At 43.3% G+C, this 26,298-nt stretch carries 20 protein-coding genes and 1 pseudogene; 12 read left to right on the top strand and 9 right to left on the bottom strand.

Features of this window, described 5'->3' with window-relative positions:
• Window positions 1-483: 483 nt before the first annotated feature.
• Complete coding sequence (locus tag IM500_RS02900) at window positions 484-1,803, top strand: type IV pilus twitching motility protein PilT (RefSeq protein ID WP_287737634.1); 1,320 nt, start codon at window positions 484-486, stop codon at window positions 1,801-1,803.
• 90 nt (window positions 1,804-1,893) lie between these two features.
• Window positions 1,894-2,640, top strand: coding sequence for a circadian clock KaiB family protein (locus IM500_RS02895; RefSeq protein WP_002758959.1), 747 nt, complete (start codon window positions 1,894-1,896; stop codon window positions 2,638-2,640).
• Here the strand turns inward: IM500_RS02895 and IM500_RS02890 are convergent.
• On the bottom strand, window positions 2,637-2,849 hold the full coding sequence (locus IM500_RS02890; protein ID WP_287737633.1) for a hypothetical protein: 213 nt from the start codon (window positions 2,847-2,849) through the stop codon (window positions 2,637-2,639). The genes IM500_RS02895 and IM500_RS02890 overlap by 4 nt on opposite strands.
• A gap of 72 nt (window positions 2,850-2,921) precedes the next feature.
• Here IM500_RS02890 and IM500_RS02885 point away from each other — a divergent pair, with 72 nt between their 5' ends.
• Window positions 2,922-4,583, top strand: coding sequence for a M14 family metallopeptidase (locus IM500_RS02885; RefSeq protein WP_287737629.1), 1,662 nt, complete (start codon window positions 2,922-2,924; stop codon window positions 4,581-4,583).
• Here IM500_RS02885 and IM500_RS02880 read toward each other — a convergent pair.
• The 3 genes from IM500_RS02880 to IM500_RS02870 form a co-directional block, all read right to left on the bottom strand.
• Window positions 4,578-5,045, bottom strand: coding sequence for a pepsin/retropepsin-like aspartic protease family protein (locus IM500_RS02880; protein WP_190722697.1), 468 nt, complete (start codon window positions 5,043-5,045; stop codon window positions 4,578-4,580). The two genes, IM500_RS02885 and IM500_RS02880, sit on opposite strands and share 6 nt — an antisense overlap.
• Before the next feature lie 287 nt (window positions 5,046-5,332).
• The gene (locus tag IM500_RS02875) at window positions 5,333-6,325 is read right to left on the bottom strand and encodes a pentapeptide repeat-containing protein (protein WP_190722696.1); all 993 of its coding nucleotides are present in this window, start codon (window positions 6,323-6,325) and stop codon (window positions 5,333-5,335) included.
• 33 nt (window positions 6,326-6,358) lie between these two features.
• Window positions 6,359-7,567, bottom strand: a complete 1,209-nt coding sequence (locus tag IM500_RS02870) for a hypothetical protein (RefSeq protein WP_190722695.1) — start codon at window positions 7,565-7,567, stop codon at window positions 6,359-6,361.
• A 478-nt stretch (window positions 7,568-8,045) separates the two neighbouring features.
• On the opposite strand from IM500_RS02870, the gene IM500_RS02865 reads away from it, so the two are divergent.
• Window positions 8,046-8,843, top strand: a complete 798-nt coding sequence (locus tag IM500_RS02865; protein WP_190722694.1) for a glutathione S-transferase — start codon at window positions 8,046-8,048, stop codon at window positions 8,841-8,843.
• A gap of 132 nt (window positions 8,844-8,975) precedes the next feature.
• Here the strand turns inward: IM500_RS02865 and nblR are convergent, their stop codons facing one another.
• Window positions 8,976-9,665 (bottom strand): response regulator transcription factor NblR, encoded by a 690-nt coding sequence (gene nblR, locus IM500_RS02860; RefSeq protein ID WP_287737625.1) that lies wholly within the window; start codon window positions 9,663-9,665, stop codon window positions 8,976-8,978.
• A gap of 41 nt (window positions 9,666-9,706) precedes the next feature.
• Window positions 9,707-10,216 carry a hypothetical protein gene (locus IM500_RS02855; protein WP_190719245.1) on the bottom strand — a complete coding sequence of 170 codons (510 nt, stop codon included), beginning with the start codon at window positions 10,214-10,216 and terminating at the stop codon, window positions 9,707-9,709.
• Between the two features lie 902 nt (window positions 10,217-11,118).
• Between IM500_RS02855 and IM500_RS02850 the strand changes: the two genes are divergently transcribed.
• From IM500_RS02850 to IM500_RS02825, 6 genes are all read left to right on the top strand, one after another.
• The gene (locus IM500_RS02850) at window positions 11,119-12,027 is read left to right on the top strand and encodes an RluA family pseudouridine synthase (protein WP_190719248.1); all 909 of its coding nucleotides are present in this window, start codon (window positions 11,119-11,121) and stop codon (window positions 12,025-12,027) included.
• Between the two features lie 203 nt (window positions 12,028-12,230).
• Window positions 12,231-14,393 (top strand): molecular chaperone DnaK, encoded by a 2,163-nt coding sequence (gene dnaK / locus IM500_RS02845; RefSeq protein ID WP_190719238.1) that lies wholly within the window; start codon window positions 12,231-12,233, stop codon window positions 14,391-14,393.
• A gap of 159 nt (window positions 14,394-14,552) precedes the next feature.
• Window positions 14,553-15,428: a J domain-containing protein gene (locus IM500_RS02840; RefSeq protein ID WP_190719235.1), complete on the top strand. Its 876-nt coding sequence runs from the start codon at window positions 14,553-14,555 to the stop codon at window positions 15,426-15,428.
• Window positions 15,429-15,532: 104 nt separating this feature from the next.
• On the top strand, window positions 15,533-16,741 hold the full coding sequence (locus IM500_RS02835) for a quinone-dependent dihydroorotate dehydrogenase (protein ID WP_190719232.1): 1,209 nt from the start codon (window positions 15,533-15,535) through the stop codon (window positions 16,739-16,741).
• 235 nt (window positions 16,742-16,976) lie between these two features.
• A complete protein-coding gene (locus tag IM500_RS02830) occupies window positions 16,977-18,662 on the top strand; it encodes an alkaline phosphatase PhoX (RefSeq protein WP_190719229.1) in 1,686 nt (561 codons plus the stop codon).
• A 771-nt stretch (window positions 18,663-19,433) separates the two neighbouring features.
• Window positions 19,434-21,023: a DUF3352 domain-containing protein gene (locus tag IM500_RS02825; protein WP_287737622.1), complete on the top strand. Its 1,590-nt coding sequence runs from the start codon at window positions 19,434-19,436 to the stop codon at window positions 21,021-21,023.
• On the opposite strand, the gene IM500_RS02820 is transcribed toward IM500_RS02825, so the two are convergent.
• Together IM500_RS02820 and IM500_RS02815 are read right to left on the bottom strand one after the other, a co-directional pair.
• Window positions 20,997-22,244, bottom strand: coding sequence for a bifunctional folylpolyglutamate synthase/dihydrofolate synthase (locus IM500_RS02820; RefSeq protein ID WP_190719223.1), 1,248 nt, complete (start codon window positions 22,242-22,244; stop codon window positions 20,997-20,999). The genes IM500_RS02825 and IM500_RS02820 overlap by 27 nt on opposite strands.
• 83 nt (window positions 22,245-22,327) lie before the next feature.
• Window positions 22,328-23,053, bottom strand: coding sequence for a 2-phosphosulfolactate phosphatase family protein (locus IM500_RS02815; protein WP_190719220.1), 726 nt, complete (start codon window positions 23,051-23,053; stop codon window positions 22,328-22,330).
• A gap of 358 nt (window positions 23,054-23,411) precedes the next feature.
• On the opposite strand from IM500_RS02815, the pseudogene IM500_RS02810 reads away from it, so the two are divergent.
• Both IM500_RS02810 and IM500_RS02805 read left to right on the top strand, forming a co-directional pair.
• Window positions 23,412-23,573: pseudogene (locus IM500_RS02810) on the top strand (element excision factor XisH family protein); the annotation flags it as partial.
• Window positions 23,561-23,896 (top strand): XisI protein, encoded by a 336-nt coding sequence (locus IM500_RS02805; protein WP_002748301.1) that lies wholly within the window; start codon window positions 23,561-23,563, stop codon window positions 23,894-23,896. The pseudogene IM500_RS02810 and the gene IM500_RS02805, both read left to right, overlap by 13 nt.
• Window positions 23,897-24,668: 772 nt before the next feature.
• On the opposite strand, the gene IM500_RS02800 is transcribed toward IM500_RS02805, so the two are convergent.
• Window positions 24,669-26,150, bottom strand: coding sequence for a pentapeptide repeat-containing protein (locus IM500_RS02800; RefSeq protein WP_287737621.1), 1,482 nt, complete (start codon window positions 26,148-26,150; stop codon window positions 24,669-24,671).
• Window positions 26,151-26,298 lie beyond the last annotated feature (148 nt).

Raw genomic sequence — 26,298 nt, 5'->3', positions numbered from 1 at the left:
CCTGTATGGATTTCAGCTACTTTTGAGCGTAGGCGCTCTCATCGAATTTTATTTTAAGTTAATTATTTGCATAACAATTCCCGAAGAGCCGAAAAAATAAAATTATCCTTGTAATTTTTGTTTTTATATTTCAAGTCAAACTCACTCAAACTTGAGTAGTCAAAATCATCAGCCCTAAACCTCGATTGTAACAATTTTGGGGTCTAAATCCTGTTTAAAAGGTATAGGAGAGGGGGAATTATAAATTATGAAGTGGGGAAGTGGGGAAGTGGGGAAGTGGGGAAGTGGGGAAGTGGGGAAGTGGGGAAGTGGGAAGAATAAATAAAAATAATCTCCTGTCTCGGAGTCTCCTGTCTCCTGACTCGGAGACTACTGGCTCCTTGCTCCTCAATCTAGCGTCTGTGAGGAATTGAGAAATTGGGGATGATTTGATAGGATGTTAGTACAATCGGGGAATAGTAAAGAAAAAACCCCCTATTGCTCATGAGTCAAAATCCCAATTCTTCCTCGCGACCACTGCAGCCGCTGCCGGTTCCCTCCATCCCGATACCTCCCTCAGAGTTAATCACGGAAATCAGCATGGGGATAACTGAAGAAATGACGCAACAAGTGGCGACACCGACCAAAAACGTGCCGAATATGCCGCAAAATGGTCAAATTTCCGCCCCACGTCCTCCCCAAAATCGCGCTCCCAGTCAGGCTGCTTCTCCCCAAACCCCACCCCGGCCGGGTCGCGCTCCCAATCAACCTACCTTAGAACATTTGATCCGGATGGCCTTTGATCGGGGTTATTCGGACGTTCACCTAGGAGTTGGAGAACAACCCCGGATGCGGGATCGTGGTGAAATGATTATTCTCAACTATCCTGAAATTGACATCAACACTTTTTATAGTTGGTTACGGGAAATCCTCGGTGAAGAAGAAATCCTTCGCTTTAAAAAAGACCTAGAATTTGATGGTGCAACTCAGTACGAATTCGCTAGGGTGCGGATTAATATCTTTGAAAGTCTGCGCGGTCCGGGGATGGTTTTGCGTCTAATTCCCATGAAAATCCTCACTGTGGAACAATTGGGCTTACCGGCTGTGTTCCGGAATGTGTGCGATGTGCATAAGGGATTGATTTTAATCACCGGTCCGACGGGTTCAGGGAAATCCACCACCCTAGCAGCCATGATCGATTACATAAATAAAGAACACCCCAAACATATTATCACCATCGAAGACCCGATCGAATTTGTCCATCAAAGTCGTCGCAGTTTGATCAAACAAAGGGAAGTGGGAATACACACCCATGAGTTCGATAATGCCCTAAAAGCCTCTTTGCGGGAAGACCCAGATATTATTCTGGTGGGGGAGATGCGGGACAAATCCACCGTTAATACTGCCCTGAAAGCTGCCCAAACTGGTCACTTAGTTATGGGAACCCTGCACACCAACAGCGCCGTTAAAACCCTGGAGCGGATTTTAACTCTTTATACTGCCGAGGAACGGGAATCGATGCGGGTGGCGATCGCAGAATCCTTGGTTTGTATTATTTCCCAGGGTTTATGTCGCACCACCGACAGTAAACGGACCGCTTTTCACGATATTCTCGTCAACACAGAAACCGTCAAAGATTACATTTGCAGCGGCAAAAATGACGAAATTATCGAATTAATGAGAGATGGCGAATACCATGGCATGATTACCACTAATCAATCTCTGTTTAACCTCTATCAAGAGGGACGGATTAGCGATGAGGTCGCCCTGGAAATGTCCCCGGTTCCCAATGAAATGGCGATGATGCTGCGGGGTAGAATCTAGAAAAACCCTGAAGGAAATCCTTGAGGGGTCAAGAGTTTAGTAGTCTAGAAAAATAGAAGCTCCTATTGATTCCCTAGGGGAACCCCTCAAGTGACCACTTCCGCGATTGTGTTGCCCGATATTTTTAAAGGCATCGCCCTGTTTACCCCCGGGGGCGACCTGATTTACTGTATCGATCCTGATAAACAAACTCATTGGCATCTGAATCTCTGCGCTGCTCTCCAGTCCGCTTTAGGGTTGCCAGAACCCCCCCATTTTTTAGTTCCTAGTTTTACCGCTACCATCGATCGCTGGCGAGATCCCTACAGTCACCGTATTCATACTAGAGCCGAAGTCTATCCCCTTGTCCGTCGCTATCAGCCTTTATTAAATGCTATTTTCGCCACGGACGAGCGAGCTTGGTTTACTGTACCTTGGCAGGAACAATCCTCTAATCCCACTATCTTAGAAACCTATCGTCAGCAGTTTCCCCAACTTTGGCAATCCCACGATCTGATTCTCCGTTATCAGGAGCGCCCCGCAACAACTTCGGGGATTAGTGCTGACTCTGACTATACTAACCCTAGTCCCAAGGGTTATGTTTTGCGGTTATTTGTCTCCGGCAATAATGCCAATACTAAACACACCCTAGAATCGATCCATCAGCTTCTAGAGCGAGAATTACACCATCCCTATACCCTGAAAGTGATCGATATCTCTAAGCATCCAGAACAAGCGGAATCTAATCATGTCTCTGCTATTCCCACTTTAGTCCGGGTTTGGCCGCAACCAGTGAAACGCATCATCGGCGAATTTGAGGATTTACCGCGAGTATTACAGATTATCGCCACCGCTTAGGGTTTAAAGACTTCTGACTCGATTCCTCGCCACCATTCGCCCAATTTCATTAAGTCTTGCTGAATATCATCCAATTCTTGGATATATTCCTGTTGGGAAAGACTGGCACGACGTTCTTGCCGTTTTTTGAGACGCAATTGCACCAACAGCCAAGGCTTAGAAATACCGTTAGTTTCTTCGATATAGCGAGCGATATCCTGACTATCCATAGTTTTTTACTGTTATTATCCTATATTTTCTCAAATTAACCCGAGACTCCTTTTTTTTAGTTGCAGAAGATTATGTTTGATTTTAGCCACTATTACCCCTACGCCGAATTAGTTTCTTTCCTGAAAAACCTAGCCTCATCCTATCCTAATTTAATTAGCCTCACCTCGATCGGTAAAAGCTACGAAAATCGAGATATCTGGTTAACTACCCTCACAAATCAAGCCACAGGCCCCTATTTAGAAAAACCTGCCTATTGGATTGATGCTAACACCCATGCGGGGGAAGTAACCGGCTCTGCCGTCGCTCTCTACACTATCTCTCATCTTTTGCGCCAATACGGTCATAATTCCCCAATTACCAGACTTCTTGACCATTACACTGTCTATATTTTGCCGCGATTAGCCGTGGATGGAGCAGAAAAATATCTCACCACTCCCTATATGTTACGATCGAGTATTCGCCCCTATCCCCACACGGATGAGAAACCGGGGCTATATCCTGAAGATATTAACGGCGATGGTTTAATCTTACAAATGCGCCAAAAAGATACCTGTGGCGCTTGGAAAATTTCTGAACAGGATCCTCGCATTATGGTGCGTCGCGAACCGGAGGAATTTGAAGGAACTTTTTACACTTTGCTCACCGAAGGTTTAATCCGCGATTACGATGGCTATAATTTTACCACTGCCCCCACCCTAGAGGGCCTGGATTTTAACCGCAATTATCCCGTTTATTGGGTTCCTGAAGGGGAACAACAAGGGGCCGGAGACTTTCCTTTTTCGGAGCCAGAAACCCGTGCGGAAGCGGAATTTTGGGCAAATAACACTAATATTAATGGCTTCGTTACCTATCATACCTATTCAGCAGTCATGTTGCGTCCCTATAGCACCCATCCCGATGAATATTTCCCCGTGGAAGACTTAGAAATGTATAAATATATTGCTGATAAGGGAAAAGCAATGACTGGTTATGAATGCGTTTCTGTCTATCACGATTTTCGTTATCATCCCAAAGAAGTGACTAACGGTGCCATGGATGATTACGGTTACGATCATTTTGGTTGGTATGGTTTTACGGTGGAGTTATGGGATGCACCCACCCAAGCGGGAGTGAAAAAAGATGATTATATTCAATGGTTTCGCTGGCATCCTTTTGAAGATGAATTGAAATTACAGCATTGGAATGATGAGAATTTAGCGGGAAAGGGTTTTATTAATTGGCAAAGTTTTCATCACCCCCAATTGGGAGAGGTGGAAATTGGCGGTTGGGACTTTAAAAATGTCTGGCAAAATGCCCCAGAAAAGTATTTACCGGATTTATGTGAGAAACAATGTCAGTTTACTATTGCCCATGCTTTAATGTCACCTCTTTTAGCTATCTCTCGTCTTGATCTTAAGTCGGAGGGCAATGGTATTTATCATCTGGTTTTACAGTTGGAAAATCAGGGATTCTTACCCACTTATACCAGTAAAAAGGCACTGGAAAGAAAGATTGTTCGTCCCATTCAAGTCAAGTTAAATTTAGCCGATGAGGTGAGTTTAATAGTGGGAAAATTAGAGCAGGAAATCGGTCACTTAGAAGGGCGATCAAATAAAGTATATAGTAGTCTTGCTCACGGTTTAGATTATCGCCGTACGGTGGAATGGGTGATTAAGGGAGTTTCTGGTCAAGAAATCGAGATTATCGCTATAGCTGAAAGAGCAGGAACAGTCAGACAAAAAGTGATTTTATAGAGCTATTTTGTTCGATAAAATTGTTAAATAAGTATCCTTAGATTCTGTGGGTAAAACTCGCAATTTTTGGCTGCGAAGATCCGGTTCTAATCCCAAAGCTTCTAAAGGAATTACTCCTAATAAATTGTTTTGACCCCCGGGTAATTCCAAACATTCAAAAGTTCCTTCCCGTCCCGCGATAATCAAGGTGGCATCGCGAAAAATTCTCGCTTTTCCTATGCCTTTAGCCGTAGCCATATCTACTTCTTTTAAAAGCTGTAAACCCAAGCGGGAGACTACTTCCGGCACTAGACAAAGAGTAGTTACCCCCGTATCCACCAAGACATTTTCTAGGGTAAGAGAGCGAATTTGTTCCGGTGCGATCATACCATCCTCTGCACGAATTTGATCCGCTCGATTGATAACTGTAATGCTGGTGTAGATTTTGCCCATATCTTCTGCAATAATTGCTGGATTAACCATAACACTACCCTCAATTCTACCCCTAAATTATACCAGAATAACTGCTAACAACAATGTCTAAGTAGGGCTTGCGGCAAAAAGTTTTTCGTGGGGACAGGGTGTGGGGTGTGGGGTGTGGGGTGTAGGGTTTTACCGATTTTGAGGGGGTCAATTACCTAATTTTCAGGGAAAAAGTCCAGGGATTTTACCCCCGATCACTCCAATGGTAGGCACTTTTTGAGGGAAAAAAAGTCTAAAAGTCTTACCCAACAAGGTTTTTAGATTTATTCAGCCAACCCTAAGTAATTTTAATTATTAATCCGGCCATCGGGCATAATTGCACCGCGGAAGTTAACTCCCATCAGATTAGCACTCATTAACTCGGCACGAGTTAGATTAGCATTAGTTAAATCGGCACCGGTGAGATTTGCTCTAGCAAAGAAAGCATCGATTAAGTCAGCTTCGCTGAAATTAACTCCTGAAAGATTAGCCCTTCTTAAGTCAGCATGATTCATTCTTGCTGCTTGAAAATTAGCTTGACTAAGATTAGCTCGATCGAATTTTATTTGAGTCATAATTGCACTATGGAAATTTGCCTGCATTGCTTCCGTATCGGTCATTTTTGACCGCACTAAATTGGCTCCCGCTAGATTTGCCCCCACTAAATGCGCCCCGATTAAATTAGCATCAGTAAGTAAAGCATCTTGGAGATTAGCATTAGTTAAATCCGCTTTTCTGAGGTCAACATTGCACAAATTAGCCTCCTTTAAATTGGCTCCTACTAGATTTGCTCGCACCAGATCAACCCCTTTCATATTAGCTCCTTGCAGGTCGGCGCGGGAGAAATTAGCCCCTTGTAAATTAGTGTTATGATTTTTCTTTTCCTGACGCATATTTGTTCCCCGCAAACAAGCACCAGTGAGGTTAGCACCACTTAAATTAGCCCCCCGTAAATCCGCCCCGATTAAGTTAGCATCAAGTAACGTCGCTAGGGTTATATCGGTATCACGAAGATTAGCCCCTTGTAGCATCGCTCCGTGTAAATTGGCACTGCGTAAATCTGCCCCATTTAAGTCAGCTTGGTTGAGACTAGCACCGCTTAAATTAGCTGTCACAAGATTAGCTTGAGCGAGATTAGCCCGGTTAAGATAGGTAAAGAGAAGATTGGCTCCGTGCAGATCTGCTTCATTTAAAACAATGCCAATTAAGTCAGCACCAACTAAATTAACTCCGGGTAATTTTAAGCCACTAAATTGAGTTTCTCCTGCGGCATAACGTGCAATTAATTCGTTGGGTTTCATTGGTAGAATATCCAGATAAATTTGGGTAAAAAATTAAAGAATTTTTTGTAAAATTTGCACCAGAATACTGGCGGTTTGAACGTTAGCATCCGTATCCATTTGGGTTTGAGCAATATTGTATAGTTGAATTTCGATATCCTTGAGAGATTTCCCACTTTGGATGAGTTGTTGTAGTAAATCTTCTAGGGTATAACTTCGCAGAGTTGACCAATCTTGACCGCTCCGATCCCAAGGATGAAATAGGAGCGAGAAAATCAATATTTTGGCTCGTAAAGGATTAGCATACTGGAAAATTTCTAAACGAATTTCAAAGGGGTCGTAGGCGGGAATTTGTGGGGAATTACTGGGGTTGTTATTTGAGTAAGCCGGCTCGGCAAAGGGCAATTCCATGACTAATTGCGGTTCATTTAGATTGATGATCGAAGAGGAAAAATCCACAGGTTCACTTCTAGAGGGGGAGAAAGATGTGGTTTTAGCCGCAGAATCAGAATCATTCTTTAGATGAAATATTTCAGTGTTCAAGATTTGACTTTTTGACTCATTGTCCTCTTCTTCGTCATCGTTATCAGTATCGTAGAGAGGCTCTAGTTGGGCAAGAATAATATCGGCTAGGGCTAGGTAGAGAGCTTTTTTATTAATATTTTCGGCAATTTGCTTGAGAGTTGGTCGCAAGCTTAGGAAATTGGGATTGTTTCGCTGAAGTTCTAAAACAATATTTTTTAAGCCATAATTATTAATCACCGCTTGATCGTTTTCCCAACGATTTTTACAAGCGGCAAACATTAATTTTTGAATTCTCGCTGTCTCTCGATGATTTTCTATTCCACTAACCACCTGTCTTAATAAATTATCTTCCTCGTTGTTGACATCATTATTAACGGTGGTGAAGCTAGGGTTAACTTCTGGCTCTACCAGTAATAATTGATTGTCGTAGGCGGCAGCAATATTACTATATAATTGACTGATTTGCTCGATAATAACCGTGGCTACTCCCAGATAAACTTTAGGACGATTGAGGGTTTTAACTAATTTATAAACAGAAAAAGTTAATTGTTCTTTATTGGTTTTGAGTTGCACTAACTCCTTCACCAAGTCTTCCATAGCCACACTGTTCAAAATATTAGGCTCGTTTTCCCAATATTTTTTACAGATACAAAAGATTAATTTTTTGATCCGTAATTTTTCTTCGTGGCTGTCGAGATAGCGAACTACATCATTAAAAACGTCGATGGATAATTGCATAGTAACCTCTGATCCGAGAAAGGAGCCAGCCCTCGCACGCCTCTGCTATAGCGGTATCGAAAAAATCGGGTCTAAAACCTCGCCTTAAGGCGAAAAGTTTTGGGAGCGGGGCATAAATCCCCGTTACAAAAACGGCCTCCTGCCCCCTGCCGACCGCCGACCGCCTCCGTTATGCTATTGGTCTCTCGCGAGTCAGCTTGCCAGAATATATAAGTTATTCCTCGCTTTTAGTGCCTGAAAATATCCTAACCTAAAAGCGTGGCACTATTGAGTTGGGGTTGCCGGATCTGGTCTATCTTCCCTAAGAGTACCCAGCCTAATTCCTCAAATTAGCAAACGATGATTTTTTCGCCTGGCTCCTTTTTAGTACAAATGTTCGGACAAAATCGGAGTAAAGTCTTTAAGTTTAGACGACCGATGCCCGATAGGGTTAGAGTAATCAGGGAGAAACTGATTTATCGAGAGGCCATATCATCCCATGCTAGAACTCTACCAATTTGAATTATCTGCCTATTGTGAGAAAGTCCGTCTCATCCTCGACTATAAAGGACTTGCCTATAAAAAAAGGGACGTGGTGCCGGGGGTGGGACAATTGGAATTATTCCGTCTTTCCGGACAGCGACAGGTTCCCGTCCTCAAGGATGGCGATACTTATATTGCTGACTCGACGGAGATTGCTTTTTATCTCGATCGCAAGTATCCTGAAAAACCAATTATCCCCACAGATCCCCTACAACGGGGTCAATGTTTATTAATCGAAGAATGGGCCGATGAATCCCTGGGATTAAAAGGAAGAACCGCTTTTCTCGGCGCTTTTGCCCAAAATCAAAACTTTCGTACCGCTTTTTTACCCCGGGAAACTCCCGGTTTTATGCGCTTGTTGCTGGGTTCTATGCCAGGGGAATTAATTGATATTTTGGGGGCGGGTGTAGGTCTGGGAAAAGATGCTATCAATACAGCGAAAAAGGGGCTACAACAGGATTTAGAGGCTTTGAACCTCATTTTAACCAATCGTCCCTATTTAGTCGGGGATCAGCCCAGTTTAGCCGATTTAGCCGTGGCGGGATTAAGTGTACTGCTTCAGTTTCCCCAGGGTTCCTATCTCAACTTACCCAGGGAATTGCAAGGCAAGGGGATCCCAGGGTTAGCCGATAATAGCGCCTACGAGGGCTTTTTTGCTTGGCGCAACCGTCTTTATAGTCAATACCGTCAAACTATCACCCCGGGAAGTTCCACCCCTCCTATCGATTCCCCCAACTCCATCCAGATTGAATAGCGGCACTTGACTAGGGTGGTGGGGCGTGGGGTGTGGGGTGTAGGGTGTGGGGTGTAGGGTGTAGGGTGTGGGGAGAATAAATAAAAATAATCTCCTGACTCCTGAATACTGTCTCCTGACTCCTAACTCCTGTTAAGATTCCCGTAAAACGTAGCCCACACCACGCACGGTATGAATGAGGCGTTTTTGACCACCCGCCTCCATCTTCAGGCGTAAATAGCGAATATACACCTCAATAACGTTTGATTCTCCTTGAAATTCGTCTCCCCAGACATTTTCGAGAATTTGATCCCTCGATAATACTTCTTTGGGGTGAATCATGAGGTAGCGCAGCAGTTCAAATTCCTTCATCGTCAACTCAATATTTTTGTTTTTATAGGAGAGACGACGACTGGCTAAATCTAATACTAAGTCACCGAAACGCAATTGTTCGGGGGTAATTTCCAGAGGTTGCAGGTAAAAACGGATTAATTTGAGAAAAGATGGCGAATTATAGGGTTTGAGAAAATAATCGTCGGCTCCCGCTTCCAAACAGGCGAGACGTTCTTCTAGGGTTTCTTGAGATACTAACAAAATAATATAAACGCGACTTCCCTGGGAACGTAAACGACTAGAAAAATTCACACCGGCCTTCGCTGCGAGGAAGCGATCGAGTATAATCATCGCTGGCTGACAACTTTTCACTTCTGGGAAAGCGATATCAATGCTAGGCACGATCAGGGGACGATAACCTGCTTCTTTCAAGTCCGCACTAGCTAGTTTAGCGATATTCTCCTCAATTCCCACCAAGAGAATTGAAGAATTCGGAACGGATGTACTCATAAATCAGCAGCGGTAAAGAAATAGGAAAGACAGGGAGGGGACTACCTAATTATAGTTAATTGATTCTTGCCTAACCGATTTAATAAAAAAGTTAACGCTGTGGTGCGTTGGACAAAATTACCATTGATAGACCAACCGGTCACTCGATCGGGGGACGACCAGAGGCTAAGATGATCTACAGGTGGATCTGCATAAAAGTTTTCTTGACCACTACCCAGTAAACAGGAACTCCAATGGGTAAAATAATCGTGACTCAGGCGATAAATGGGAAAATTACCGATTAATGGCACTCCCCACCCGTCTAGAGCTATTAAAGCTCGAATTGTCGCCCCTTGAGCTTGCCAATAATGAGCTAAAGCGATCGCATTTACCACCCCCGCACTAAACCCAATCAAGGTTAGAGCTTCTCCCGGTGAAAAAGCTTCATTTAAGCAAGAAAAAGGCGAAATAATAATATAGGAACGTAATTTGACCGATTGGCTCCCCAGATGTCCTAAAAAATCCTCGGTCAATCTAGAATCATGAAAACCCGGACAAATTACCAAAGACATACAATTAATTGACACTCCCCGAAGCGCTCATGGGAGGGATTCTCGAAGCTCATCACTGCGCTTTCTGGTTTCCCCTACTCACGTCTTACACGATTATGTCCTATCCGAACCTACTAGAATATCACTTGTTATCTAGTTGTCCACTTGTGGATAGCTCTGCAAGCGTTTTGGTCTTTCAACCAAGATTCGGGTATCAGTAGTCAGGAGACAGGAGACAGGAGACTCCGAGACAGGAGACAGTAGATTATTTTATTTATTCTTCCCACTTCCCTACACCCCACACCCCACTCCCCACACCCCACTCCCCACACCCCACACCCCACTCCCCACACCCCACTCCCCACTCCCCACTCCCCACTCCCCACTCCCCACTTCCTCACTTCCCCACTTCCCCACTTCCCCACTTCCCCACTTCCCCACTTCCCACTCTGCCATAACTACTCCTACATACTTTGTGCTTTTTGTCAAAAAAACTTTTTCTTTGCAATAAAACTACACAAAAAAAAGATCATCGTTGTGGGTGAAATTGACTGATTTACCTGTCTTAATTGGGATTACCTTGTAGGTGTGGCAAGGGTTTCAACCATTGCTGTCCAAAAAAGCAAAGAATAACCCATTATGAAATTCAGTAAAATCGCTGTAACCATCATAACATCGTTGTTAAATAAAAATCTTTCTCAATTAATTCTTAAGAATTTGTAAATATTGCGGAATGTTAATTTAAATATTCTCAAGCTTTTGGAGTCAATAAATAATTTTTGCTTATCTTTGTCGAACATTGGGTGAGAAGTCAGTATTCAGGAGATAGGGTGATAGGGTGATAGGGTGTTGGGGTGTTGGGGTGTTGGGGTGTTAGGGTGTTAGTGGAAATTCCCCCACGTCCCCACTTCCCCACTTCCCCAATGCCCAATCAAGGCTGGATTTATCGAGATAAAATTAGCAAAAATCAGGCAGGATTAAGCTTATTAGCTTACTATACGGGCAAATATTGCCATTCTAGCCCAGAAGAATGGCTCGATCGCATTTTATCGGCAGCAATTCTAGTCAACGGTCGTCCCGCTTGCCCCGATACAGTCTTGGAAATCGGGCAGCAATTGACCTATCAGCGCCCGCCGTGGACAGAACCGGATGTACCGCTCTTTTTTGAGGTACTCTACGAGGATGCCGAGGTGTTAGTGGTGGCGAAACCTTCGGGATTACCCGTGTTAGCGGGGGGTGGATTTCTCGAACATACTCTCATCCATCTGGTACATCAGCATTATGCCGAGGTCACTCCCTATCCAATTCATCGTCTTGGTCGCGGCACTTCCGGCATAGTCTTAATGGCGAAATCAAAGCCCGCTAGAGCTAAATTGAGTCAACAGATGCGGGAGGGGAAAATTACTAAAATATATCGAGCTTTAGTTGGTCAGGGCGACATACCAGATAATTTTACTATTAATCAAGCGATCGGGAAAATTGCCCATCCCATTTTAGGCCATGTTTACGGTGCGCTCACAGATGGGTTATCGGCCCGCAGTGATGGTCGAGTCTTAAAAAAACATCCCGATAGTACCCTATTAGAAGTAAGAATTTTTACGGGCAGACCCCATCAAATTCGCATTCATCTGGCCTTTTTTGGCTATCCTTTAATCGGTGATCCATTGTATGGTCTGGGGGGATTACCGCGACCGGATGCAGTACCGGGAGATTGTGGTTATTATCTCCATGCCAATCAAATCGTTTTTAATCATCCCAGTACAGGGGAAAGAATCTCTATTTGTTGTCCAGCGCCGCCGGAATTAGTAGATAGGGAAAATCTGGAAATCTAGCCCTATTTTCACCCCCCCCAAGCCCGATCGCCAGAGTCGCTAAAAGACCACTTCGGTAATCACACCCTCAATTGCCCCGAAGCGAGAGCGAGAAACTAAGACAATTCGATACAATATTGTCAACAAGCATTAAGCGATTTAAACTATCGATCGAAGGTAAAAGTCCCGAAGTTATCGAAATCTAGGGGGAGACAAAAACAAGCATGGGTAGAGTAGTAGGCATTGATCTAGGGACAACTAACTCCGTCGTCGCCGTGATGGAAGGCGGAAAGCCAGTGGTCATCGCCAACTCGGAGGGCATGAGAACCACCCCTTCTGTGGTCGGTTTTAATAAAGATGGGGAGTTAGTGGTCGGTCAAATGGCCCGGCGACAAGGGGTACTCAATCCCCAAAACACCTACTATGGAGTCAAACGCTACATAGGTCGTCGCTACTCGGAATTAAACCCCGAATCGAAGCGCGTCCCCTACACCATCCGCCGGGATGAGATGGGCAATATCAAGATTAAATGCCCCCGTCTGCAAAAAGAATTCGCCCCCGAAGAAATTTCCGCCCTAATTTTACGCCGATTAGCCGAAGAAGCCAGCCGTTATCTGGGGGAAGAAGTTACCAGGGCCGTAATCACCGTCCCCGCCTATTTTAACGACTCCCAACGTCAAGCCACCCGGGATGCGGGCCGAATTGCGGGGTTAGAAGTGCTGCGGATTCTCAACGAACCCACCGCCGCCGCCCTGGCCTACGGTCTCGATGAACAAGAAAGCAAGAAAATCCTCGTTTTTGACCTGGGAGGCGGTACTTTTGATGTTTCTATCTTGGAAGTGGGTGACGGCGTTTTTGAGGTGAAAGCCACCAGTGGCGACACCCAATTAGGCGGAAATGATTTCGATAAAAGAATCGTCGATTGGTTAGCCAATCAATTTTTGGAACAGGAAGGCGTGGAGCTGCGCCAAGACCGGCAAGCCCTACAAAGACTCACAGAAGCGGCAGAAAAAGCCAAAATAGAACTGTCTGGGGTCAGCGTCACCGATATTAATCTGCCCTTTATCATCGCCACGGAAGACGGACCTAAACACATCGAAACTCGCCTGAGTCGGGCCCAATTTGAGGAATTATGCGGCGATTTAATCAGTCGTCTCCGTCGTCCTCTCAAACGCGCCCTTTCTGATGCCGGTTTGTCCCCCGTCCAACTAGACGAAGTGGTACTGGTGGGCGGCGGCACGCGGATGCCGGTGGTTAAGGATTTGGTGCGGAGTTTTATCGATAGGGAACCCAATCAAAATGTTAACCCTGATGAGGTTGTAGCGGTCGGGGCGGCTATTCAAGCAGGAATTTTGGGCGGCGAGGTCAAAGACGTGCTGCTCCTCGATGTTACCCCTTTATCCTTGGGTTTAGAAACCATCGGCGGTGTGATGAAAAAGTTAATCCCCCGCAATACCACTATTCCCGTCCGCAGAGCTGACCTTTTTTCCACTTCCGAAAATAATCAAACTGTGGTGGAAATCCACGTTTTGCAGGGGGAAAGGGAAATGGCCAGCGATAATAAATCCCTGGGACGTTTTAAATTAACCGGTATCCCCCCCGCACCCCGGGGTATTCCCCAAGTGCAGGTGTCCCTCGATATCGATGCTAACGGTATTCTACAAGTCACCGCTAGGGATAAAATGACCGGACGGGAGCAAAGTGTCACCATTCAAGGCGCTTCTACCCTCAGCGAAGGGGAAATTAACCGCATGATTGGCGATGCTGCCCGATTTGCCGAAGCAGATCGTACCCGTCGCGAAAAGGTGGATAAACGCAATCGCGCTCGCTCTCTGGTGGATCAAGCCCAACGACGCTTAAAAGATGTTACTCTCGATTTTGGTAATGAGTTTACCCGTTCCTATCGTCGTCAAATTGAGTCTTTGAGTACGGAAATTATCGACGCTTTGGAGAAAAATGATGACCGTCGCATTGATCGCGCCCAGGCAGACCTACAGGATGTTATCTATGAATTAAATCGCGAGGTACGGCTACAATACGACGAGGAAGACGAGGGCTTTTTTAGCGCTATTCGCAAGACTTTTACCGGGGATAAGGAAGATGAGCTTCCATCTGAACCGCGTCGCGATCGTTATCGTCAGGATTATCGTCCCAGTACACCGGGTTATCAAAGTGATTATCGACCCAATTATTCGGCTAATCAAGATAGTTATCGCCCCCGCAATCAGGACAATTACGACAATGGCCGCGATAGCGATTGGTCAAGTTCCCCCCGTTCGGAGGAAAAAAGTTATAACAATAGTAAAAGTAACCGCAGCGGCGGCAATCGTTCCCGCAATATTCCCCCCCAAAATAACTGGGATGATGACGATGATGATTGGTTTTAATCAGTGATCAGTAAACAGTGATCAGTAAACAGTGAAAAGACAGTGGGAAACTACTATTTAATACTGCTCGCTTAATACATACTGCTCACTTAAAACTCAAATCTGATAACTGATGACTGATGACTGATGACTGATAACTGATAACTGATAACTGAATATATGCCACAATTAGTTAATTATTATGATGTTTTAGGAGTATCTCGAACGGCTACTGGTGACGAGATCAAAAAGGCTTTTCGACGACTGGCGCGTCAATATCATCCTGATGTTAATCCGGGGGATAAATCGGCCGAAGAAAAGTTTAAAGATATTAATGAAGCTTATGATGTTCTCTCCGATGAAGAAAAACGGGTTGAGTATAATCGTTCCTTGACAGGAAATAAACGCCGCGGGATACGTCCGGGGGAAAAAGCGAATAGTAACGGTAATGGAAAAATCCCCCGTACAGAACAGGATTTATGGAAGTTTAGAGATTTTAATAACCTTAATACTAAGCGCGCTAAAATTGCCTCCTCTCCCCGTTTAACTCGTCGAGATGTGGAAGCAAAATTAACTTTACCTTTAGAGAAAGCCTATCAAGGTGGCAGACAAAGAATTCGTCTGGAAGATGGTAGATCAATAGAGGTTGATATGCCGGCAGCTATGATCGATGGGCAGAAAATTCGTCTCAAAGGTCAGGGTATTGAAGGGGGTGATTTATATTTAAAAATAACTATCGCTAGGCATCCTTTTTTTAGGATTCAAGGTTCCGATATTGTCTGTCAAGTACCGATTACTCCTAGCGAGGCAATTGTGGGAGGTTTTGTGGAAATTCCTACCATTGACGGGTTAGTTAAAATGATGATTCCTAAGGGATTAAAAAGTGGTCAAAGATTACGTTTGGCTAACAAAGGTTATCCCACTTCCCAAGGAGAAAGGGGCGATCAATTAGTGGAAATTCTCTTAGTTAATCCTCCCAATCCTAGCCCCGAAGAATTAGAACTTTATCAAAAAATACGGGCGATCGAAACTTTTAACCCTCGTCAAGGTTTATAAAGATTATACTAGGTGGGTTACGGCAAATTTGAAATTTTTTGTCAAAAACATAACTTGTTCTTGCCTAACCCACCCTACACCTAACCCTTAATTCCTGTCTTTTTATGATCAATATAATTGATACAATTAAACCTTTTTATCCTCTAGCTTTCAAGGCTATTCGGGGCAATTTAGAGGGAACACAAAAACAATTATTAAATACTCTCCAAAAAATCGATCGCTCGCGGGGGGAATTTTGGGGACAATGGCTAATCTCACAATTATCAGAATCCCTCAGTTTTAGCGATTCTCGCCTATCCCAAAGCCTCTGGGGGTTAAATTTCCCCAATCCCGTCGGATTAGCGGCAGGATTCGATAAAGACGGTTTAGGGGCAGGACTTTGGCATAATTTCGGCTTTGGTTTTGCCGAGGTGGGTGCTGTCACCCTAGAAGGGCAACCGGGCAACCCAAAACCGAGATTATTTCGTTTACCGGAAGATTTGGCGGGATTAAACCGTATGGGGGCAAATAACCTCGGTGCGCCAGTTCTAGCGGCAACTCTCCAACAATCTTGGCAACGACAACCCCGACAGATTCCCATCGGCATTAACCTCTGTAAATCGAAAAATACGCCCCTAGAAAAGGCCCCGGAGGACTATTTAGGCAGTTTTCGCTATTTATTCCCCCATGCCGATTATTTTGTCGTTAATGTTAGTTCTCCCAATACTCCAGGTTTGCGTTCCCTGCAAAGTGGGGAACAACTCGATAAAATCCTCGACATTTTACAAACAGAAAATCAAGGCAGAAAACCCCTATTAGTGAAAATTTCTCCCGATTTAGAATGGGAAGATATCATAACAATTATTGACTTAGCTTTCTCCTATCAATTAGCTGGAATTGTCGCTACTAATACTACCACTAAACGCACGGGATTAAAAACCACAATTCTGCCCGAAACCGGTAAACCAATCACTGAAGAAGCAGGGGGAATTAGTGGGCAACCTTTGCGGGAACGTGCCACGGAAGTGCTCAGTTTTATCTATCGGCAAACCCAAGGCAATTTACCGATAATTGGAGTGGGAGGCATTTTTTCTCTCGATGATGCTTGGGAAAAAATTACCGCCGGTGCGAGTTTATTACAGATTTATACCGGTTGGTTATACCAGGGTCCTTGGCTAGTATCAAATATTTTACAAGGATTAACAGAAAAATTAGAGGCTAATGGGTTGACTAATATTAATCAAGCGGTGGGAATTAATAATGGACTTCTGCCAAAAATCAAAAATATTCCCTTAGGGAAAGAGTCACAGGCCCGTATTCAGGAGTCAGAATAAGCAAAAGAAAGACATTGTTTACTAGGCTCGATGATTAAATAACAATTGTTAACAGAAAGAATCTAGGTCGTGAGCATCCAGCTTTTTTACAATTGTTTGCATAAATATTAATAATTATGACAAAGCATCAGTTCTTAAAGAGTTTTTATTCTGGGCTTATCAATCCCTTAATAAAAGCCTTCTAATCTCAAGAGAGAACGTTTTGTTTCCTTGAGATTAGAGGACTAAAAAATTAATGATTGCTTCACCTTCTAACCCCAAAAATGTTCTAGCGGCAACTCTGCTAACAGTGGGAATTTCCCTAATAAACGTACCGACGGTTTTAGCGCAGGCCCATACTAATACAGGCGGACCGCAGGTGACAGGATTAAATGGTTATAAATATACGCCCCTATTTACAGTGGGTGAAACCATTAACAATTACACTCCCATCGGTATTCTGGATGGAATTGGCGTTATCGATCTAGGAAATGGGACGATTCGTGCCTTGGTCAACCACGAAGTTAGAAATAACCAAGGAGCCTCTTATACCCTGAATCCGGGTACTGCTAACCAGCTTTCCGTGACAGGAGCAAGAATCAGTTACTTTGACATCGACACCAGTAGTCGTCAAATTATCGGTTCTGGATTAGCCTTCGATAAAATCTACGATCGCTCTTACAATCTAATCACCAGTACCAGTCAATTTGAACTCGCTCCCACCATTGGAGGTTTAGATCGTTTTTGTTCTGGTGCCGCTTTCGGTCGTTATTCCTTCGGTCAAGGGATCGGTTTTGAAGATAATATCTACTTTGCTGGAGAAGAAACCAGCAATGGGACTCAATGGGTTCTCGATCCTACCAATTTCGGTATCTGGGCTGCCCCAGAAATGGGTCGCGGCGCTTGGGAAAATTGGACAGAAATTGATACAGGTAGAAGTGATCGCATTGCGATGATCGGGGGTGATGATACCGAGTCCGCGCCTCTCTATCTCTACATTGGGGAGAAAAACGGGGTCGGAGATGGTAGTTTTCTCGATCGCAATGGTCTCAAACAGGGCAAACTGTATGTTTGGGTAGGCGATGAAGGTATCGATCCCCGGGACTTTGGCGGTACTGGTAACACCAGTGCCGGACGTTGGGTAGAAGTGGTGAACGAGGGAAATGGGGTTGGTTTTCTCAATGGTTTTGCCACCGATAGCAATCTTCGCGCCCAAGCGGACGCTTTAGGAGCTTTTTCCTTCTCCCGTCCGGAAGATGTCTCGATTAATCCCAGTGATGGTTCCCAAATTGTTCTTGCTTCCACCGGACGCAGTTCTTTATTCAATGGGGCCGATAGCTGGGGAACCGTTTATATCTTCGATAATAATCTGGTTTTCGATCAAAACGGCAATCTCGACACCGCTGCTTCTAGCGTCAGCGCTCGCATTCTCTACGATGGTAATGATGCGGGTGGTGGTCAATTTAGCGGTCCCGATTTTGGGGTGAGAAGTCCCGATAACCTCGATTGGTCCGATGACGGTACTATCTATATCCAAGAAGACCGTTCTTTCTCTGGTTTCGGTCAAACCTCTGGAGAAGAAGCCTCGATTTGGCGACTTGATGCCACCACCGGACGAGCGACACGAGTAGGTCAGATCGATCGTAGTCCTAGTTTACCAGGTGGTCAAACCGACAGCAGCCCCAATGATTTAGGTAACTGGGAAACTTCGGGGATTTTGGATATTACTGAATTCTTTCCGGGCGCTCGACCGGGAGAAAAAATTCTGATTCTCGACGTGCAGGCCCACAGTGTGCGAAATGGCAGCATCGGCGGGCCCAATAATCTTGTCGAAGGTGGTCAATTAGGTTTATTAACTGTCCAAACCCCGGAACCAACTCTCCTTTTTGGTTTAGGTTTCTTTGGTTTATCTGCCTTGGCATTAAAACGGAAACAACGCTAAAACGATAATTTCTTGTATTGTAGGGGGTTGAAAATAATCCAGCCCCTATTTTTTGTCATTTTTGGCTCTCTTGGATATTGGGTCAAAAAGGTCTAATACTAAATCCGTTGAGTAACGCACAGAAAAGGGGTTTCTCGGAGAAACCCCTTTTCTACTCATGCAAAAGGCAAAAAGGGGAATGAATAATCAGTTTTTAATAACCAGATTTAGTATAATATAGGTTCATAATAACCTTATTTTTTAAAAGGCTGTACTTTTCAACAAAATTATTATGATTCTGATAGCTTTTTAAGCATCAAAGTTAACAGCAGTAGGTTTAATATTTTTAAAATAAATATATTTAAAATAAATACAACAATTCAAAAACAATACTTTTTGATCTAAACTATTTTATAATAACAGGGATTTTTCTTGTCTGTATTTCTGCATACTTAGTAATCAGAAAATTTTCGAGAATCAAGGAATTTTGTCTATCTCATGTCCAGTTGAATGATCAAATTAGCCTTTTATGATATTCATATCAACAATATTTGAGCATTCTAAGCTGTACTGCATTTAAACTGCGTATTAGATATTTTAGTACAAAAGCTCCAACTACTTCCCCCCGCTCCCGTGCAGTCTTAACGAGTAATTTAGATAGTCAACAGCTTAGTACCTCCAGAAGCTATAATAATAGTTAAAGCTTACTAAAGATTAACCAATTCTCTAGATACTACAACCAGAGACAAATCGATCGCCAAGTATGGAACTTTTTAACCAAACCACAATTCTATGTCAAAAAAATCATTTTTACCCGGTTGTTTAGTCGTCTTAGGACTAACAGCAGTAACCGCAGGAGGTGTCTATCTTTATCTACGAGGACAACTACCTTGGCAAAGATTCACCCCCTTAGAATCGGCAAAAGTTATCCCAGAAACTGCCTTTGCTAGTAGTTTTGTCTCCACGGATGCAAAAGCTTGGTCAGTGTTAGCTAAATATGGTACACCAGAATCACGAACTGTGGTTAGTCAAGGACTAGAAGAATTACAAAAAAATATCTTCACCGATAAGATTGATTATCAACGGGATATCGAACCTTGGATCGGTAGTATTAGCTTTGCTTTCCTTCCCGCAGCTACCCCCGGACAATCGAAATTATTAACGGTTATCGGCATCAAAGATAAAATTAAAGCATCGGAATTCCAGAAAAAACTAGGACAACAAGTTAATCGCAAAACTAGCACCAGTGACTACAAAGGTATTACAATTACCGCTATAGATTGGCAGGATAACACCACCATTTATACTGCTGTTGCGGGGGATTTTTTGTTGATATCCGACGATAAAAAGGTGTTAGAAGCGGCGATCGATACCTATCAAGGACAGCCATCTTTTAGCAGTAAACCGGAAGTGAGAAAACTGCTTTCCCAATCCCTCAACCTACCCAATACCCTAGCAACAATTTATATCGATGATTATGCCGGAATCTTGGGAGCAGATGCCAATTTATCTCCCCAAAGTCGGCAAGAATTAGCAAAAATTCAAGATATTGTCGCGGGAGTGGGTGTCACCGATACGGGATTACAATTACAAATGGTGGCTAAACTTGCCCCTGAAACTATTTCTACCCTACCTTCCCCCAGCAGAAATCAAGTTTTAAATTATTTCCCCGGAGATACCATCGCAGTCTGGAGTGGTAATAATCTTAAACAGGGATGGGAAGAAGCAGAAAAACAGTCCCAAACTAACCCAGAATTACAAGCTTTTCTACGTCAGATCCGTGAGAATTTTCAGATGGCAACCCTTGACGCGGATAAAGAAGTTTTCAACTGGATGGATCGAGAATTTGCTTTCGGAATTATCCCCAACCAGCAAGCAGTGGGAGGGTTAGGTTTTGGGGGAATGATGATCTGGCAAACCGGCGATCAGAAAGCGGCAAAAACTACCCTCGATAGGTTAAATCAATTGGTGAAAACTGTTCCCTTTATCACCATAGAAAACAGTAAAATTTCTGGTGAAGATGTGACTGAATGGAAAGCGGAAAAACAAGCGATTTTAACCTATGCTTGGCCTAATAATGATACCTTAAAAATGACCGTCGGAATTCCCTATCAACCCCAATCGAATCAACCGATTAGCAAAAGTGAGATTTTCCAAGCATCGATCGCCAATTTGCCGAAAAATAATCTCGGTTATTTCTTCATCGATGTGGAGCAAATTATCGCTAAAGCAGGGGGAATTAATAATCTTCCTGCCGGGGAATTAACCCCAGAAGCAAAGGCCTTTTTAGAATCGGTACGCGGGATCGGAATTACTGCCACTATGCCTGATAAAACCACCAGTAAAATTGATGTTTTATTTTCCCTGAAACAAACTCCCTAAAAAGTAACCGACTAGATAAAGCGATCCACAGAGAATTATCTGACTATCGGCAGATTCTTGGATGGCTTTTTTTAGTCCTAAAAATACATCGGAACAAGTCTCTAGGTGAGATAATTCTGGACAAATTGAAGCCGCTAATTCCGCTAAGGTTTCAGGATTAGCACTGCTATGATCCGGGACGGGAACTAAATATAAACTATCGCCTTTTCTTAATAAAGCTTGGAATATTTCCCGATGATCTTTAGTCGATAAAATTCCCATTACCCAGATAATTTTTGGAGCCTTTAAACTATCTACATACTGCCTTAAACCCATGGCAGCAGCAGGATTATGAGCGCCATCTATTAAAATTTCTCGCTGACACCAATTAACGGTTTGTAAACGTCCTAACCAGCGAGTTTTTGCCATTCCTTCTTGCACGACTTCATCGCTAATTTGCCAACCTTGCCGGCGTAAAATATTAACAACAGCGATCGCTATAGCGGAATTAGTTAATTGAAAATCTCCCGCTAAGGATAAAGGATATTCTAACCCTTGATATTTAGCCCGATTATCGGCAATTTTTTCGGCAGCTTCTACCCATACCGTCGGACAATTTAACAGCTTGATTTTCTCCCTAACTACCCCCTGCGCTGATTCCGGTAATTGTCCGATAACTGCGGGACAATTCGCTTTTAATATCCCCGCTTTCTCCCCGGCAATATCGGCAACCGTGGGACCTAAATTTTGCCAATGTTCCCGACTAATAGAAGTGATGACAGTAACTAAAGGTTGAGCGCAAACATTAGTCGCATCTAATCTTCCTCCTAAACCCACTTCCATCACGGCAATATCCACCTTTTCCTGAGCAAAATACAGCCAAGCAGCGGCAGTAATTACCTCAAATTGAGTAGGACTTTCCTGCTGGGGATCGATAAGCGATTGTATATATTTAAGCAGGTTTTCTAAAGTCGCGGTTTCAATATTTTCGCCATTAATAGAGATTCTTTCTGTCCAAGCAATTAAATGGGGAGAAATATAACGTCCGACTTTGTAACCGGCGGTACTGAGAATAGAGGATAGATAGGCACAAACCGAACCTTTGCCATTAGTTCCCGTGACATGAATAATCGGAATTTTATCTTGGGGATTGCCTAAAATCTCCAGCAGATTTTTTATTCTTTCTAAACCGAGATTGACACCAAAACGCTGAAAAGGTTGCAGTAAAGAATCGATAGTCATGGTTAGCAAACTATAAATAAAGGAATCCGGCTAGGATCGATACTCCTACCGGCACGGATGACCCTTTCTCTGGGTGATAATGTCTAAAGTTTGACTAAAATGCTCGGTTCTTTTTGGATCGGTAAAACATCAAGAGAGTCAATATTAGCGCAGTATTTTAAATCTTCTTGACAGTGGAGACGCAAGAGCCGCTGACCGTGACTACAACTGTGGAACATTCCTAAAAGATCATTTTGCCATTGACGATAAAGGGCGATCGCGGCGATCACCTCATCATTCCCGATCGCCATTTGCCCCGATTGTTCTTGTAGCGCATCGGCGATCGCTCCAGCACAGGCCGTATCTTCCAGAGAATAACCCCCTTCCCAACCAGAGCCAACAATCCAGACGGTATCGGGCTGCTTATCCAATAAGTAATTAACGGCAGCTTGCCGATTGATCATGGCCGCAGTGATCACGATTGGGGACTCTTCCACTCTTTGCAGAGCGCGAGTGCCGTTAGTGGTACTGATAAACAGACGACGACCTTTCATTAAATCAGGGGTACAATCGAGGGGAGAATTGCCCAGATCGCAGCCTTCTACTTTCGCGCCACCTCTTTCTCCTGCTCGGAGACGTTTTTCCGGTTGCCAGGTATCACTCACCTGCATCAGGGTTTTCAGATCGCTAAAGGTTTGCACTGCTTCCGCACCGGCATTGAGGGCAGTGGCGATCGTGGTTGTCGCTCTTAAAACATCGATAACGACGGCGCAATCGGGTAGAGTATGGACGGGGGTAAGTTCGGGAGTATGATAAATGAAAACCTGCACGAGTTATACCAAGTAAAAAGTAAAAGGGGAAATAAGCTCAACATACCGCCGCTCGGCTTCGCGCTGGCAGAAGAAAGACAAGGCCGATTTTATCACAGATGTCGGCTAGTTAAGCTGTTCGTAATTCAAATTGCTTGTTGAGATCAGGCAAGGGGGGGCTAATCTAAGAATAAGCGGTTTAAATACGTCTTAGCTTATCACTTGAAATACCCATGCGGATCACAAAATTGGCCAATTGTCAATAGGGTTTGAGATGTTCTCACCCCGGATCGATCGTCATGACGAAATGTTATCATTAATAATTATTATGCCTGCTAACTCTGCTAAAGATCGTTTTCATGGTGCAGTGAGAAAAGGAGAAGAAAAAGAACCTAAAAGACAGTTATATTTAGCTGTTCCCTTAGATATTTATTATAGTTTTTTTGAATTGCGATTTATTCAAACTGTCGTTAAACGATTTCAAATTTACCTGATTATTTATGATCCGATTGGGGAGGTAATTGTCGCATGGAAAAATTAGAACAATATCGTCACTATGTCAAGCAAGTCATTACTGAATATTCTCAGATAGGTTCATCTAAAGATCCGATTGAACAACAATTGATTTTTGATACTGTTGGCGATCACTATCAATTGATGTATGTTGGCTGGAAAAATAGACGAAGATATCATGGTTGTGTTTTGCATCTCGATATTAAAAAGGGTAAAATCTGGATACAACATGATGGCACTGAGGTGGGAATTGCCAATGAATTAGTTAATTTAGGTGTTCCTAAAGAAGATATTGTTTTAGCCTTTCATGAACCCCTAGTCAGAGAATATACAGGGTTTGCGGTGGGTTAATCTTAATTAGAGAAAAGCGCCAAACTCGCCTAACCTAATCATAGCTTAGGCGACAAACAGGATCAGCAAGAGATTTCGATTTTTTTATCTTGCTGATCTCTGTATTTCTTTGTTAACAAAACTTAACAATTATCGGCAAAATTTCGCTTGCTTTTATCGGCAGATTTTGCGACAATATTTTTAAAAGATTTTATTCATAATGGAAATCTTTGCGTCTGAAAAAAATTTTGCAAAGATTCCCATTATATAAAAAGCATAGCGCAAGTCGCCGGCAAAGTCAAGTCCTTTCCCATTAATTATGGGTGGGAATTTTCAGGAATCAAAAAAGGGGGTTAGTGGGGGCCGGGTGTTGGGGAGATTTTGCTGTGTTCGGTGAACAGTTATCAGGTAGAACCGGGGAACCAGATACAAAACTTAACAATTATCGGCAAAATTTTGCTTGCTTTTGTCGGCAGATTTTGCGATAATATTTTTAAAAGATTTTATTCATAATGGGAATCTGTGCGTTTAAAAAAATTTTGCAAAGATTCCCATTATATAAAAAGCATAGCGCAAGTCGCCGGCAAAGTCAAGTCCTTTCCCATTAATTATGGGTTGGCTGAAAAAGTAGGAGCGATCGCCGGTTAAGATACAAGGTTTTTGAGCCACCAGCTTGAAAATCTTGCAGCTGCTTGGTCAAACAGGCCGCCAAACCCCTTATCTCGTCTATATTTCACATTTATTCAGCCAACCCTACCTAAATCTCTGCTGAAGGTGGAGATCAAAGGCTGTTTTAAACTAATACTTTACTGCGATCGTTAGAATTATCCCCAAAAATTGCCCCTCGTCGAATCAAATCCTGTTTTTGTTCAGGGGTGATCCCCGTTGCATCGATAAAGATAGCGTTTTTAACCCAAGCCCCACTCAGGTCAGCCCTTATCAGGTCAGCCCCACTCAGGTCAGCCCTTATCAGGTCAGCCCAACTCAGGTCAGCCCCACTCAGGTTAGCCTCAAACAGGTTAGCCTCAAACAGGGTAGCCCCACTCAGGATAGCCCCACCCAGGTTAGCCTCACTCAGGTTAGCCCCTATCAGGTCAGCCCCTCTCAGGTTAGCCCCACTCAGGTCAGCCTCACTCAGGTTAGCCTCAAACAGGTCAGCCTCACTCAGGTTAGCCCCTATCAGGTTAGCCCCACTCAGGTTAGCCTCCATCAGGTTAGCCCCTCTCAGGTTAGCCCTACTCAGGTCAGTATTCAGGTCAGCCCATCCCCTCGATCTCCCCGATCCGTTAGCCGTTGGGTCCCAATCAAACTTACCCCCAACAGTCCCACTCAGGTTAGCCCCATTCAGGTTAGCCCCACTCAGGTTAGCTCCCCACAGTTTAGCCCCACTCAGGTTAGCCCCACTCAGGTTAGCTCCCCACAGTTTAGCCCCTCTCAGGTCAGCCTCTCTCAGGTTAGCTTCAATCAGGTCAGCACCACTCAGGTTAGCCTCTTTCAGCTTAATCCTTCCAAATCTTCTTATAATGCGCTGGAGGAAGTTAGGTTTTTTAATAGATTCAATTAGTTTATTGTTAATTTCTTTAGATGCTTCATTTGTACTTACTGTCTTGACAATCAAGGGGTTTGCTGACGATTCTTCTGCCAGTTGCTTTGGTGATTCTGCTAAATTTTGTCCTATGATAGTAGATTTTAAATAGGTTATCTCATCTGCATTAACATCACCTGCTATGGTAAAAGCTAAACAATTATCTTCGGTAACTTGAACATTTTCAACTGTAATATCTCCCGAAATTTTGTTCAATTCACCCGATTTGAATAGGGATTCAATTTTTTCTAAACTTTTTTGAGAACCCTTGAGAGTTAATTTGATACTACCTTGTTCTATGTCATTTATTGTTATTTCCTGATCATCGGTTATTTTTCTTAAAAGTTCTAATAGCGTTAATATCTGTTTCTTTTTATTTTCAGAAGCAGTAAAAACCACAGCACCAGAAAATTTTCCGTCATAATTTGTGTTTTTTTGATTACATTCTGGTTGTAATTTCCATCGACTTAAAGCAGTAATCAGATTACTCTTTCCAATCTTTTCACCTGTTTGCTCTGACAAGATTTTACATAAATCAACAGCCGCATTCTTGATTGACTGTTCTTCTTGCCTAATTTCTTCCGCTAGATCACGATATGTTTTATCATCAAAAATACATTTTAATATTTTTGTCTCCACGTCCGTTAATCCCTTGTTTGTATGCTTTTTTTTCAGATCATTAACCAGCATTTCTAATTAGACCTCTTGCATAATTTTTTTATGGTATGATGGAGGGTTTTGCTTTTTTCTCAATTCTTAGATTGAAGTGGAAAAAAGAATAAAATGTGATCTTAGGTCAGGAAATCATCTATAATTTTGCTATGTTTATTAGCAAAAT

Origin of the sequence: Microcystis sp. M179S2, from assembly GCF_020245805.1 — a bacterium.
Classification (GTDB): domain Bacteria; phylum Cyanobacteriota; class Cyanobacteriia; order Cyanobacteriales; family Microcystaceae; genus Microcystis; species Microcystis aeruginosa.
This window is presented reverse-complemented; position numbering and strand designations above follow the sequence as displayed.